The following is a 14401-nucleotide window of genomic DNA, read 5'->3' on the forward strand; positions in this document are numbered from 1 at the left end:
GCAGAGCTCCACTTCGTTCGGATCAGGACGTGTTTCTCCGCGGCGGCACGGGTCGAGCTCCGGCCACCGGGTTCACGGTCGTGAGGCGGGTCAGCCGGTGGTGGCCTCGACGGCGTCCAGCACCACGGCCAGGCCGCGGTCGAGGTCGGCGGCGGTCACGGTCAGCGCGGGCGTCACCTTCACGACCTCGTTCGACCGGCCGCAGGTCTCCAGCACGAGTCCGTTGTCGAAGCAGTGCCGCTGGAGGGCACTCGCCCGAGTGGCGTCACCGGTGTCGATGCCGACGACCATGCCGCGACCCCGAGCCAGCAACCGCGGGTCACGGGCGACCACCTCGGCCCGGAACCGGGTCATGCGCTCGGCTCCTGCGGCGCGCAGCGCGTGGAAGTCGTCCCGCTCCCACAGGTCGAGCGCCGCGGCGCCCGCGACGAAGGCCAGCTGGTTGCCGCGGAACGTGCCGGTGTGCTCGCCCGGCTGCCACACGTCGAGCTCAGGGCGCAGCAGCACCACCGAGATCGGCATCCCCGCGCCGCCGAGGGACTTCGACAGCGTGATCACGTCCGGCACGATGCCCGCGTGCTCGAAGCCGAAGAAGTCACCGGTCCGGCCGCACCCGGCTTGGATCTCGTCGCACACCAGCAGGATTCCCCGTGCGGCGGTCACGTCCCGCAGCGCCCGCAGCCACTCGGCGGAGGCCGGGTAGACGCCGCCGTCCATCTGCAGCGACTCCACGATCACCGCGGCCGGGAGGTCCACACCGCTGCTCGGGTCGTCCAGCACGGCGGTGAGCAGGGCGATCGAGTCGACGGTTCCCGCCGGCCCGTCCTCGTAGGGCAGGAACGTGGCGTGCGCCAGCGGCGCGCCGCCCGCCCGGCGTGCGGCGCGGCTGCCGGTCACGGTCAACGAGCCGTGGGACATGCCGTGGAAAGCGCCGGAGAACGCGATGACGCCCTGGCGCCCGGTCGCGTTGCGCGCCAGCTTGAGCGCCGCCTCCACGGCGTCGGTCCCGGTCGGTCCGCAGAACTGCACGCGGTGGTCCAGTCCCCTCGGGCGCAGGACGACGTCCCTCAACCGTTCGAGGAACAAGCGCTTGGCGGAGGTGTGCATGTCCAGGCCGTGCAGAACCCCGCCGCCGGTGAGGTAGTCCAGCATCCTCGCGACCACCGAAGGCTCGTTGTGGCCGTAGTTGAGCGCCCCGGCGCCGCAGAAGAAGTCCAGGTACTCGTCACCGCTCTCGGTCACCAGCGTGCTGCCGGTCGCGGTGGTGAACACCGCGGGGAACTTCCGGCAGTAGAGCCGGACCTCGGACTCCAACTCGTCGAACACCTCCGTTCCCGTGGTCGTGCCGCGAGCGGGCAACGAATGGACGTCGGTCATGGTCGTACCTTCTCCCCCTGGTCGTGTGCGTCGTGCCGGCTGGGCAAGCGAGCCGGGCCGTGCCAGGACGTCGCGAGCGCGTCGATCGCTCGGGACGTCCCCTCCGCGAGCGCGTCGACGTGGTCGGCTCCGTAGTGCCCGCTGCTCGCGCTCACCTCCACGACCAGCCCGTCCGTCGCGTCGTCGTACACCTCGACCCGCAGGGGCAAGCTGCTGTGGTCGCGGAACTCCTGCTCGCCGAACTCCACGCCGTCGCGGGCCAACTCGTCCTGCGGGTGGAACCGGGTGTAGCTGAACGCCACGTCGAACGGCCGCCCGCCCGCCACCCGTTCCAGTTCGGGGTACGGGAAACGCCGGTGGGGCAGCAGTTCGGTCTCCACTCGCAGCGCCTCCCCGGCCAGCGACCCCCAGTCCGCGCCCGCGGGTGACAGGCGGATCGGCACGTGGTTGACGAACAGGCCCAGCGTCCGGTCACCGCCGACGCCCTCCGTCCGCCCGTTCACCGAAAGCCCGACCAGCGGATCATCCACATCGGACAGCCAGGAGACAGCGGCGTAGTAGCACGCGACGAGCTGGCTCTTGATCGGGACACCGTGCCGGGCGGCGTTCTCCGCCAGCGCTCGCGCTGTTTCGGCCGCGACCCGCCGCCGTGCCTTGACCCGTGCACCGGACGCCGTGGCCGAGCTTGTGATCGGGTCCGGCCCCAGCACGCGGGCGAAGAATTCACGGCTGTGCGGGGACTCCAGCGCCTCCCGTTCCAATCGGACGAAGTCGGCGAACGGGGCGGCGGGAGGGAAGTCGACGACGGTACCGGTGAGCAGACCGCGGTAGGCCGTCAGGAGTTCCACCAGGAGCATCGACTCGCTCCAGCCGTCCAGGATCGCGTGGTGGAAGGCGAACGACAGCCGGAACGACGTCGCGTCGAGCCGGGCGGCGTTCACCCGGATCAGCGGAGCGGTCTCGGGGTCGAAGGCGGCGCTCAACCGCAGGACCGTCTCCTCGTGGCGGCGGGCGACCTCGTCTCGTTCCAGCCCGCGGTAGTCCTCGATCGTCGCGCTCAGCCGAGGCTCGTTCTCCACCACCTGCATCGGTTCGTCGTGGCCGCCCAGGTCGAAGCGGGTGCGCAGGACCTCGTGCCGCGCGGCGACGGTGCGCAGCGCGTCGTCGAGCAGGTCCGTGCGCAACGGCAGGCCGATCCGGCGGGCGACGAAGTCGACGTACAGCGAACCTTCGCTGAGCAGGCTCTCGTAGACCATTCCGAGTTGCAGCCTGCTGGCCGGGTAGGTCGTCGCGCGGTCGGTCGGCCCAGCGGCGGTCGAGGTCAGCTCGACGCCCTGGCACGCCTCGCGCAGCACCGGCGTGGTGAAGAGGGTGGCCAGGGTCAGCGGCAGGCCGCGCTCCTCGGCCGTGGCGATCACCCGGATGGCGAGCAGCGAGTCACCGCCCAGCGCGAAGAAGTCGTCGTCGGGACCGATCTGCTCGGCTCCGAGGACGTCGCGCCAGATCTCCGCGAGCAGTGCCTCGGCACCTGCGAGGGGAGTGCCACCGCCCGACCGGTCCACGACCTCGGACGAGGCCAGCAGTGCTGAGCGGTCGACCTTGCCGTTCGCGGTCAGCGGCAGGTCCTCGCGCAGGACGTAGCGGGAGGGCCGCAGGTAGTCGGGCAGGATCCCGGCGACCAGTTCCACGACCTCGGCTTCCACGTTCGGGTCTGCGGTCACCGGCACCACGTGGGCGACCAGGTGGTCCGACCCGTCCGGTGTGCGGACGTGCACCACCCCGGCCGCGCGCACCGGGGGCAGGCCCAGCAGCACCTGCTCGACCTCCTGGAGTTCGACGCGGTGGCCACGCACCTTCACCTGGTCGTCAAGCCTGCCGGTGAACACGATCCGGCCCTGGTCGTCGAGTTCACCGCCGTCACCGGTCGCGTACAGCCGGGCACCGGGAACGGCGGAGAACGGATCGGGGCGGAAGGCCAGGCTCGTCAACCCCGGCCGGCCCAGGTACCCGCGAGTGACCGGGACACCACCGATGTGGATCTCTCCCCGTGCCGCGGGGCGTCCGCGCGAGTCGAGCAGGTGCAGCCGCGCTCCCGCGATGGGCGCACCGATCGGCGCCCGCTCCCCGCCGTGGACCGGGTGCGCACTGACGAGGGTGGACGCCTCGGTCGGTCCGTACACGTTGCTCAGCGAGTTGCCCGCCGCGCGAGCGCGGTGCGCTGCGGCGTGCCGCGTCGACATGACGTCGCCCCCCACGATCAAGCGCCGCACACCGTCGAGGGCTTCGGGCCGGGTGTCCTGCAGGACGTGGAAGAGCGCGGGCGTGAGCAGGAGCGTGGTCACGCGCTCACGGACCAGCACCGAGGGCAGGTCCTCGATCGCGTCGTACGACGGCGCCGACAGCACCAGCGTGGCGCCGTTGGCGAGCGCTCCCCAGATCTCGAAGGCCGAGGCGTCGAACGCGAGCGGGGCGAGCTGGAGGAAGACCTCGTCCGGTCCGAAGTGGACGTAGCTCTGGTGCGGGCCGACGAGGTTCGCCACGCCCTCGTGGGTGACGCCGACACCCTTCGGACGTCCAGTGGTGCCCGAGGTGTAGACGACGTAGGCGAGGTTCGTCGGTTCGACAGCCACCCTCGGCGGAGGTGTCGAGGTCTCAGGCAGGTCGTCGAGCACGACCGTGCGACCGGCGGGGACCGAGCTCAGGTGGTCCGCGTTGGTGACCAGCAGGGTCGCACCGGAATCCTCCACCAGGTACCGGAGCCGGTCCGCCGGGTGGCCGACGGGCAGCGGCAGGTACGCGGCACCGGACTTGAGCACGCCGAGCAGCGCCACGACCGCGTCGACCGAGCGCTCCAGGTGGACGCCGACGACCTGCTCCGGCCCGGCACCGCCGGCGATCAGCGCGGTGGCCACGCGATCGGCCCTGCCGACCAGGTCCGCGTAGCTCACCCTGGCGCCGCCGGACACCACCGCCACCCGGTCACCGGCCTCGGCCGCCACGCGGTCGATCGACTCGTGCACCAGCGCTGCCCGCGTTCGGACGGCGTCGGGAATGGTCATGTCGTGCTCCCTTGCGACCGCGGTGTGAACCGCACGGGCAGGCTGCGGTAGCCGGACAGGAACGTGGAGAAGATCGGCTGCGGCTCGCCTGCCCGTTCGACGCCGTCGGCGAACTCCACCAGCGCGGACAGCAGCGCGCCGATCTCGATCCGCGCCAGTTGCGCACCGAGGCAGAAGTGCGGGCCGTAGGCGAAGGACAGGTGGCGGTTGGGGGACCGGTTCAGGTCGAGCCGGTGCGGGTCGGCGAACTCGGTCTCGTCGAAGTTCGCCGACCTGGTCCAGATCGTCACGACCTGACCGGGGGACATTTCAACCCCACCGACCTCGGTGGGGGACACCACCGTGCGCCCGGAGTGCATCGCCGGGGTCGTCCAGCGCAGAACCTCCTCGACGGCCCTGTCCTGGTCGACCCGGCCTGAGCGCAGCGCGTCCCAGACCTCGGGGTGCTCCGTCAGCGCCTTGACCGCGCCGATCATGCTCAGCCGGGCGGTCTCGTCCCCGCCCAGCAGCAGGCTGTAGCAGTTGAGCAGCACCTCGTCGTCCGACAGCGAGAGCGGCGGTTCGGTCATTCCGACCAGCAGGCCGATCACGTCGTCGGCCCGGCCGCCGCGCCGCTTGCGGGCCAGCTTCGCGAAGTACATCAGGATCTCGTTGCGGGCCAGGCGCGCCTGCAGGTCCGTGCCGTCCGGGGCATCGGAGGACAGGGCCGAACTGGTGTGCGCGAGCAGGTCGTCGCGGTCCGCCGCGGGTACGTCCAGCAGGTCACAGATCGCCGCCAGCGGGATGTGCTCGGCGACTTCGGTCGCGAAGTCGACGGTTCCACGTTCCACAGCGGCCTGGACCAGTCGCCGCGTGCCCGCGACGACGCCCCGCCGCACGGAGGCCAGCGCGGCGGGCGTGAACGCGGTCATCAACTCCCGGCGGATCCGCTGGTGCCGCTTCCCGTCGGACACCGCGAGCATCCGCCCGCCGGCGGAGTCGCCCCCGTTGAGCAGCGTCGCCATGACGTTGCCGCCGGTGGAGGTGAAGGCGCCGCTGTCGCGGTAGATCCGCGTCACGAGCTGATGTGGTGTGACCACCCAGAAGCCGCCACCGCCGGGGTGCCAGGCGACCGGGGACTCCCGGCGCAGGAACCGCCAGACGTCGTCGACGTCCGGCCGCAGGTACGTCGCCGGGTCGACCAGGTCCACGTCGGCGAGGAAACCGGTGCCGAACACCGGTGCCGTCGTGCTCACCGCGGCACGCCCCCTCGATCGCGGTCCATCACCCGGCGCAGGGACGCGGGCCGCATGTCCGTCCAGTGCTCGTCGACGTACTGGGCGCACTCCTCGCGGGTGCCCGTGCGACCGGTCTCCCGCCAACCGGCGGGCACCGGCCAGGAGACCGGGACCGTGGCGTACTGGTCCTCGACGTTCACCAGTACCGCGAACCGCTCTTCGTGCGTCACACCAACCTCCTTCGTGCCGTGGGCATGGAGCTAGCCGCGCTCGTCGACGTGGACGACGACGTCCGCCATCGCCCGTACCGCGCGGTTGTGGGAAACGACGACCCAGGTGGAGGGCCAGTTGGACAGGAGTTCGGTCCAGAGAGCGGCCGCGGTGGCGTCGTCCAGCGACGAGTCGCAGTCGTCGACGACGCGGACGTCGGCCGGGCGGCACAGCATCCGCGCCAGCGCGAGCCGCTGGCGCTGCCCGCCGGACAGCATGAGCCCGCCCGAGCCGACCTCCGTGTCCAGGCCCTGCCGCAGTTCGGCCGAGCCGGGCCGCAACTGCACGGCCGCCAGCGCCCTGAGCGCGAGCCCGTCGTCCACGGAGTCGTTGCCCAGCACCAGGTTGTCGCGGACCGTTCCCTTGAGGAAGACGGCTCCCTGCCGCGCGTACGCGACTCGGGGCGCGCGCCACCAGGTCTCGACCCCGGTCACGTCCTCGCCGTTCCAGTGCACCGATCCCACTGTCGGTCCGTCCAGTGCGAGCAACCCGCGCAGCGCGGTGCTCTTGCCCGAACCGACCGGGCCGGTCAGCACGGCGACTTGGCCGGCGCGCAGCACGAGGTCGATCGGAGGTGTCGTGCCGCGGTCGTCCGGCGCGCACCGGAACCCGGTGAGCCGCAGTTCCTCCAGCGGCGCGGGCGTCGGTTCGACCGGGCCCGGCCGCTCCACGTCGAGCCCGCCGATCCCTGGTGTGAGTGCCAGCAGCCGGTCGCGGGAGACCCGCCCCTGCTCGTAGCGCGCGAGTGCGCGGCCGAAGAAGAAGATCTGTTCGGCGAGCCAGCTCGTGTAAGTCAGGAACAGCGCCAGTTCGCCGATGGTGAAGTCGCCGCCCGCCATCCGCGCGCTGACCACGATCAGCACCAGCGCGCTGCCGATCGTCACGATGTTGCGGAACAGGCCGCCGAGCAGGTCGGCGACGACTTGCTGGCGGGCCTGGGCGAGCCGTCGGCCGGTGAACCGCTCGGCGAGCCGGTCCACCCGATGGCCTTCGGCGTCGGCCAGCCTCAGGTCCCGGATGCCCGCGACCAGGTCCGTCATCTGCTCGGCGATGGCGCCCTGCCTGGCGCGGGTGTCCTGGGACAGCGAGCTCAGCCGGTTCTTGAGGACCTTCGCCACCCACAGCGCGCCGACCAGCGGCAGCAATGACAGGGTGACCACGACGTCGGTGTTGAGCAGCACGACGACGGCGATGACCAGCAGCACCGAGCGGTAGACGAAGTCCGCGGTCCAGCCGACGAACTCGGCGATCTCGTCGCTGTCGTCGCGCAGCCGGTTCAGCACGTCGCCGCCACCGAGTGTGGGGCCGCGAGAGGTCGACCGGGCCGACACGGCGTCGACCACAGCGGCCTTCACCCTCGCACTGACCCGGAAGATCAGCGTGAAGTCGAGGTTCAGGCCGCCGAACAGCAGCAGCGAACGCAGCACGAGCGACCCGACGGCCAGCGTCAGCAGCCACCAGACCACCGGATCGGTCGGGCCGGTGGCCGCCTGGTCGAACAGCTTCTCGATGCCGACGCCGACGAGCAGCGGCAAGCCGTGGATCAGCGTCCAGACGCCCGCGGAGAAGAGGTAGAGCGGTCCGAAGCGGCCCGCAAGCCGCCGGACGTCGGTGGCGAAGGTCGTGCTCCGCGTCATGGCGGTCATCGCGCGCCCTCCATCGGCTCCACGAATTCGTCCACTTCGGACAGAACTTCCCGTGCGGCCGCACCGTCCAAGTAGGACCGCACATCGGCGCCGGACACGTGGTCCCGCACTTGGCCCTCGGACAGCACGAGCAGCGCGTCGACTCCCTGGAGGGTCTCCAGACGGTGCGCGATCATGATCACCGTCCGACCCTCCGCGGCTCGGTCGATCAGTTCGGACCACCGCCGCTGCGTCTCCTCGTCCAACCTGGACGTGCCCTCGTCGATGATCAACAGCCCTGAGCGGCGGATCAGCGCGCGGGCGCCGGTGACGAGCTGGGCCTGACCGTCGGACACGGTCCTGCCGCCCGCGCCGATGACGGTGTCCAAGCCGTCGGGCAGCGAACGCACCCACGACTCGATACCGAGGTCGGCCAGCGCCGAAAGGACCACGTCGTCCGGCACGGTCTCGTCGAACAGGGTGATGTTGTCCCGGACGCTCGCGGTGAACAGGTGCGAGCGCTGGCTGAGCACCACGACCGACCGGGCCAGTTCGCTGGGGTGGAGGTCGGTGACGTCGATCCCGTCCAGCGCCACCCGACCCTGTCCGGGTGCCGCGAACCCGCACAGCAGGTTGACGACGGTGCTCTTGCCCGAGCCGGTCCGGCCCACGACACCGAGCACCCCGCCCGGCGGAACCTCGAACGACACGTCGCGCAGTGCGGGCAGCGCGTTCGGTTCGTAGCCGAAGGTCACGTCGGTGAAGGTCACACGCGGGGCGCCGGTCACGCCGGCCGATGTCGAGGCAGGACCCCTGGTAGGGGTGTTCAGCGTCGCCGCGGCGACGCCGAAGGCGGCGAACATCCGCTGCACCTGGTCGACCTGGGCCGACATCTCCTCCAGCGGCCCGCGCAGCCGGTCGACGTACAGGTAGATCAGGGTCAGCCCACCCACACTGATCTGCTGCACGCCCAGCATCCGCAGACCGACGGCGAACCCGATTCCCAGGCTGACGGCGAAGAACAGCTGCGTCAGCGGCCAGAACGCCCGTCCACCGACGTAGGCCCGCCGCTCCAGCACCAGCAGGTCGTCGAACTCGCGGCGGGCCCGCGTTCCCGGCCACCGGGACTCGCCGAGCGGTAGCAGGTCGTCCCTGGCAGCGAGACCGTCACCGAGGAAACCGAACAGCTCGGCCTTGCGGGCACGCGCCGTCTTCCAGAGCCCGACCGCGCGATGGGTGAGCTTCACCAGGACGATCGCCACCAGCACCACGAGGAGCGTCACCCCGAGCCCCGCGGCGGGCACGACCGCGAAGATGATCGCGATCATGCCGAAGACCATGATGAGGTTGCCGACCACCCGGAACCCCGCCTCGGCGATGGACCTGCCGATGATGTCGGAGTTGCCCTCCACGGTCTCCAGCACCTCGCCCGCCGGCCGGGACTCCAGGTCGAGCACCCGCCCGCCGAGTACGTGCCGCAGCAACCGCAGCCGCACGTGGTCGGCGACGTGCCAGCCCGACTGGGCGGCCAGGTAGCCCAGTGCGAGGCTCGCCAGGATGCCCACCACGGCGACGGCCAGGTACCACCCGGCGATCGAGAACAGCTCACCCGCCTCCGCGTGGCCCGCCGCCTGGTCGACGTACTCGCGAACCAGCAGCGGTCCGGCGAATTCCGCCGCGACGCTCACCAGCAGCACGGCGAACCCGCCGAGCACCAGCCCCTTCGCCCCGCGTGCTCCGTCCACGGCCAGCCGCGGACCGGTTGTCGTGGCCACCGAGTCCATTCCCTTCTCGTGCCGCGTCACCGCGGCGACCTCATGAACAGCCCGACCAGCTCCGCCACGCGGGCGGGGTCGAGCACGTCCGCACTGAACTGCCACCTGATCGTCAGCCTGCGGTCGTGCAGGTACGCCACCGCGTCGAGCAGGTGGCCCCTTCTCGCGTCGAGTGGCTTCCACCGGCCTGTTCCCGCCGTCCGGCCCGCCGACAGCATCGGCGCGGTACCGCCCGCCGGGGTGTTCGCGAACCGCAGCTCCCCGTCGAAGTCGAACCTCAGCGAGGGCTGGGGAACCCCGGCGAGCGCGGATCGCACCCGCGGATCCGGGCACAGGTGCCGGGCGAGTTCGAAGTCGAAGCCGCGCCGCGGCACCGCGCGGATCGCCTCCACGACCGCGGCGCGGTGCTCGGCCCGGTCGCGGCCTCGCGGAAGCGGCAGCAGGAACGGGTAGGCGGTGGTGAACCACCCGACCGTCGTCGACACGTCGAGGTCGTCGAAGAGGTCCTCCCGGCCGTGGCCGCCGAGCTCCACCAGCAGGTTCCGGCCGTCAGCCGGTTCCAGCCACCGCTCGGCCGCTCGACCCAGCTCCGCCAGCAGGTACTCGAACAGGGTCGACTTCGCCAGTCGGGCCGAGCGCACGAGTTCGTCGGTCTCGTCCTGGTCGAACTCCGTGAACAGGGTTCCACCGTGCCGTTCAAGGCCGGGGAGCTCCTGCTCGGCGAGTGCTACGCGATCGGACCAGTCCTGGTCCAGCCAGTGGTCGACGTCGATGGCGGCGGTGCGGGCGTGCCGGGCCAGCCTGCGCGCCCACTCGAGGTAGCCCGGCCCTGGCGGTTCCAGTGGGAGCCCGTCGAGCAGCGCGGACAGTTCCGGCGTGAGGACGTCCCACGACAACGGGTCCACTACGGCGTGGTGCACCACCACGAGCAACCGATCGGGCTCGCCGTCGGGCATGAGCAGCAGCCCGACGCGACCGATCGGGCCAGCTTCGAGGTCGAGCGCGCCGTGCAACTCGTCCGCCGCCCCCGCGACGGCTCCGGTGAGGTCCTCGCCCGCGCTTCTCAGGTCGAACTCGGTCACGGGCAGCGCCCCTTCGGCCCGCGCCGCACCCTGCCGCCCGCCGCGCGCGGTCCAGGTGAACCTGGTCCGCAGGGCAGGATGCCGCTCGGCCAGCGAGGTCACGGCCTGCTCGACCCGGTCCCTCGTCACCGGTTCGCGCAAGGTGAGCAGGACCGCGTGGTTGTAGCGGTTGGGTGTGCCGGGCTCGCGGTCGAAGAAGGCGAGCTGGGTCGGGGTCAGCGGCACGAGGTCGGCCACGGGCGGACCCGTGCGGCTCCCGGCGGTGAAATCGGTCAGGAACTTCTTGAAGGCCAGGAGGAAGTCTTCGGCCGCGCCCACCGGCTGCCGGGCGGGCACGTGCTCGACGTTGACGGTGAGCCTTCCGTCCACCACCCCGGCGTTGATCTCCCACTCCAGTGGCCGCCGACCGCGCGGTGAGCACTTCCAGCCGAGGTCGTCGGCCGCGGTGAACAGCTCGTCGGGCCGGCCGGAGGACGAGTCGACCCGACCCATGAAGTTGAACGCGACCCGAGGGCCGTCTTCGTGGTCGGCCATCGGTTCGCCCGCGGCGCGGCGGGCCGCCACGAGCAGTTCGGCTGCGCGCTCGACCGCGGCGACGGGATCTCCCGTGCGACGGGCCGGGAGCGCGAGCCGACCCAGAACGGTGAACCAGCCGACGGTGCGGCCGATGCCCGGCAGGTGGTCGGCCTCCCGTCGGCCGTGCCCCTCCAGTTCCAGCGGCAGCACACCGTCGCCCCACACTGCCGCCGCCGCACGTGCCAGCGCGGCGACCAGCGCGGCGTGCAGGCCCTCGTCGGTGGTCAGGGCGGCCTGCCGCGAGATCTGCGACGTGGTGTCGGGGTCCCACTCGGCGACGGTCGTCCGGCGGTCCGCCACCAGGTTGGGCACGCGCTCGTCGGCGGGTGGCCCCACGGCGTCCTCCACGCACGCGACCGGCATGGCCGCCGGAGCGGACTCGGCGGCCAGCGCTCGTGCCCAGTGGACGAACCCGGCCGTCCGCGGTGGGAAGGACGGCTCCCCGCCGTCGGCGATCGCCAGGTACGCGGACTCCAGGTCCTCGAGCAGGACCAACCAGGAGACGCGGTCGACGGCGAGGTGGTGGACGGTCAGCAGCAGCCTGGGCCGGTCGGGGTCGTCGTCGAACAGCAGCGCGCCGAGCAGCCGACCGTCCTCCAGCGACAGCGACGCGTGCAGCCGGTCAGCCAGTTCCACGTCGGTCCCGGTGGCGACCACGGAGCCGTCGACCACCAGGTCGAACCTGCCGGGCTCGGCCGTCTGACGGGCTCGCCACGGCACGACCTCGGTAACCGGTGTGACGACCTGCCGGACCTCCGTGCCCGTGGTGAACCGAACGCGCAACTGCTCGTGAACGCGGGTGAGGGCGGTCAACGCCTCCGCGAGCACGCGGATGTCCAGCGGACGTGTGGCGCGCAGGCAGTAGGACTGGTTCCAGTGGTGCGGCTCGGTGAAGTCCTGGCGGAAGAACCACCGCTGGACCGGCGTCAGCGGCGCGCTCTCCCCGTCGGGCACCGCCGGCGCGGCCTCGGCGTCCGCACCCGCCACCTCCGCCAGCTCGGCGATGGTCCGGTGGTCGTAGATGTGCTTCGGCCGCACCACGACACCTTCGCGTGCCGCCGCCCGCACGATCCGGATGTTCACGATCGAGTCGCCGCCGAGCGCGAAGAAGTCGTCGTGCACGCCCACCGACGGGAGCTTCAGGTGCCGCGCCCACAGATCGGCGAGCACGCGCTCCACGGGCGTGCGCGGCGGGACCTGATCTCGCCGCGAGTCGATGTCCGCCAAGTGCTGCCGGAACAGCTCGCGCAGCGCGTGCCGGTCCACTTTGCCGTTGGGGCTCAAGGGGAGGCGACCGCGGACCAGCACCTCCGTCGGGATCATGTAGTCGGGTAGGTGGAGCCGGGCACGCGCCGTCACCGAGTCGGTGGGGAGCACCGCGCCCGGCAGCGGGGTCACAACGGCCACGAGCCTGGCCATCCCGTTGTCGCCGAGCAGTTCCACGACCGCCCTCGCGACCCGCGGATCGGATTCCAGCACGTGTTCGACCTCGCCGAGCTCCACCCGACGGCCGCGCACCTTCACCTGACCGTCGGCCCGGCCGAGGCACTCCAGTTCCCCGTCGGGCCGCCACCGGCCCAGGTCCCCGGTCCGGTACATCCGCGCGCCCGGCACCGTCGAGAACGGGTCCGGTACGAACGCCGCCGCGGTCAGGCCGGGTGCTCGGTGGTAGCCCCGCCCGACGCTGAGCCCACCGATGTGGATCTCACCGAGGACGCCCGGCGGCGCGGGTACGCAGTCCTGGTCGAGCACGTACACGCGGATGTTGGCCAGTGGTCGCCCGATGGTGGCCGCGGTTCCGTCGGCGTCCGCGGGCACTGTGCCCTGGGTGGCGTCGTCGGTGCACTCTGCCGGCCCGTACGCGTTGAACAACGGAACTTCCGGCATCAGGTCGTGCCAGCGGCGGGCCAGTTCGGCGCCGAGGACCTCACCGTTGCAGATCAACCCGCGCAGCACGGTCCGCAGCCCGTCGGCCCGGTCCGGCCGCTCCCGCAGGTGCTCCACCAACAGGTCCAGCTGCGCGGGAACGACCTCCAGGTACTCGAACCCGCGCTCGACCACCAGCGCCGTGAGGTCCTCCGGCGTGCGCACGGTGTCGTCGTCCACCACGTGGACGCAGGCGCCCGCGGTCAGTCCCGCGAACATCTGCCAGACAGACACGTCCGTCGTCAGCGGCACCGTCTGGGCGAACTCGACACCCGGCCGCAGATCGCAGGTCCGCGTGCGGATCGCCAGCAGGTTCAGGAACGACCGGTGCTCCAGCGCGGCGCCCTTGGGCACGCCGGTCGACCCGGAGGTGAAGATCAGGTAGGCCAGCGCCCGGTCGGGAGGCGGGGGTCCCTGTGGCACGAGCGGGCCTGCCACCGCCGCGGTCGCGATCTCGTCGAGCCGCAGCACGGGCCGCCGCAGGTCCGGCGGCAGCGGCACGGTGTCGTCGGCGATCACGGCGGACACACCGCCGAGCACCCGCCTCAGGCGTTCCGGCGGGATCGCCGGGTCGACCGGGAGGTACGCGGCGCCGGCGAACAGGACGCCGGCCCCGGCGGTCACGAACCAGGCGGTGCGGGCGCCGACGACCGCGACCACGTCGTCCGTGCCCACGCCCTCCACGCGCAGCCGTTCGGCGACCGCCGTCGCGGTCCGGCACAGCCGCGCGTAGTCGATCGCCGTGTCGCGGTCGCGCACCGCGACGGCGTCGGGACGCGCCAAGGCGTGGGCGAGCACCTGATCGCGGAACGGCGGTGCGGGCGGCAGGCCGGGCACGTCGTTGAACCCGTCCACCACGAGGGAAGCCGCTTCCGGCGACAGGAGCCCGATCCGCGCGACGATCGCGTTCGGATCGGTCAGCCCCCGTGCCACCACCTGTGCGACGCCGTCGGCGAGAAGTGCCGCTCTGGTGTCCGGAAGTCGACCCGACACTTCGATCCCGTTGAGCCGCCATGAGATCCCGACGTGCTCCGACGGGGTCGAACCCGACTCGCGGACGGAGATCGCGGAACCCGTCGCACCAACGACCGAGGCAGGCGGGAGGCCGTGTGCCCGAGCGGTGGCGATCGCCGCCCTCGCGGTCCCCAGCAGTTCCCTGAACGTCGAGAGCGGCGCGACCTCGATCAGCACCGGCGTGCCCTCGGCGACCAGCAGGACCGGACCCGAGGCGCCGAGCCTGCGCACGGCCAGCGCGCTCGCGGCGGTGAGCACCGCCAGCCGCAGCAGCGGCTCACCGCCCGTGACCTCGGTCAGCCTGTGCGCGATCGGCGCGGGCAGGTCAGCCCGCGCGGTGCCGGTCGCGGTGCCCAGCGGACCAAGGGCGTCGGCCGTGGCTACCCCGGCCGCGCGCAGCGCGTCCTGCCCGCCGAGCCAGAACTCGCGGTCGGCCAGCCCGGACGGGGCGAGGGTGGTGGTGCTCCGCATCGATGACCT

Annotated in this window: 7 protein-coding genes; all 7 read right to left on the reverse strand. The window is 72.1% G+C overall.

What is annotated here, in order from left to right:
- Positions 1–90: 90 nt before the first annotated feature.
- Genes BMY74_RS03830 through BMY74_RS03860 form a run of 7 tightly spaced genes read right to left on the reverse strand, consistent with a single transcriptional unit; the run spans position 91 to position 14392 of the window.
- The gene (locus BMY74_RS03830) at positions 91–1377 is read right to left on the reverse strand and encodes an aspartate aminotransferase family protein (RefSeq protein ID WP_089909337.1); all 1287 of its coding nucleotides are present in this window, start codon (positions 1375–1377) and stop codon (positions 91–93) included.
- The gene (locus BMY74_RS03835) at positions 1374–4436 is read right to left on the reverse strand and encodes a non-ribosomal peptide synthetase (RefSeq protein WP_089909341.1); all 3063 of its coding nucleotides are present in this window, start codon (positions 4434–4436) and stop codon (positions 1374–1376) included. The genes BMY74_RS03830 and BMY74_RS03835 overlap by 4 nt, the downstream gene beginning before the upstream one ends.
- Complete coding sequence (locus BMY74_RS03840; protein WP_089909344.1) at positions 4433–5671, reverse strand: cytochrome P450; 1239 nt, start codon at positions 5669–5671, stop codon at positions 4433–4435. Before BMY74_RS03840 ends, BMY74_RS03835 begins: the two co-directional genes overlap by 4 nt.
- Complete coding sequence (locus BMY74_RS03845) at positions 5668–5883, reverse strand: MbtH family protein (protein ID WP_089909346.1); 216 nt, start codon at positions 5881–5883, stop codon at positions 5668–5670. The genes BMY74_RS03840 and BMY74_RS03845 overlap by 4 nt, the downstream gene beginning before the upstream one ends.
- A gap of 30 nt (positions 5884–5913) precedes the next feature.
- Entirely contained in the window at positions 5914–7569 is a 1656-nt protein-coding gene (locus BMY74_RS03850) for an ATP-binding cassette domain-containing protein (protein ID WP_089909349.1), read from the reverse strand.
- Positions 7566–9353: an ABC transporter ATP-binding protein gene (locus BMY74_RS03855; protein WP_218159502.1), complete on the reverse strand. Its 1788-nt coding sequence runs from the start codon at positions 9351–9353 to the stop codon at positions 7566–7568. The genes BMY74_RS03850 and BMY74_RS03855 overlap by 4 nt, the downstream gene beginning before the upstream one ends.
- Complete coding sequence (locus BMY74_RS03860; RefSeq protein ID WP_089909356.1) at positions 9350–14392, reverse strand: non-ribosomal peptide synthetase; 5043 nt, start codon at positions 14390–14392, stop codon at positions 9350–9352. The genes BMY74_RS03855 and BMY74_RS03860 overlap by 4 nt, the downstream gene beginning before the upstream one ends.
- Positions 14393–14401: the final 9 nt, after the last annotated feature.

Origin of the sequence: Lentzea albida, from assembly GCF_900111005.1 — a bacterium.
Lineage (GTDB): Bacteria > Actinomycetota > Actinomycetes > Mycobacteriales > Pseudonocardiaceae > Lentzea > Lentzea albida.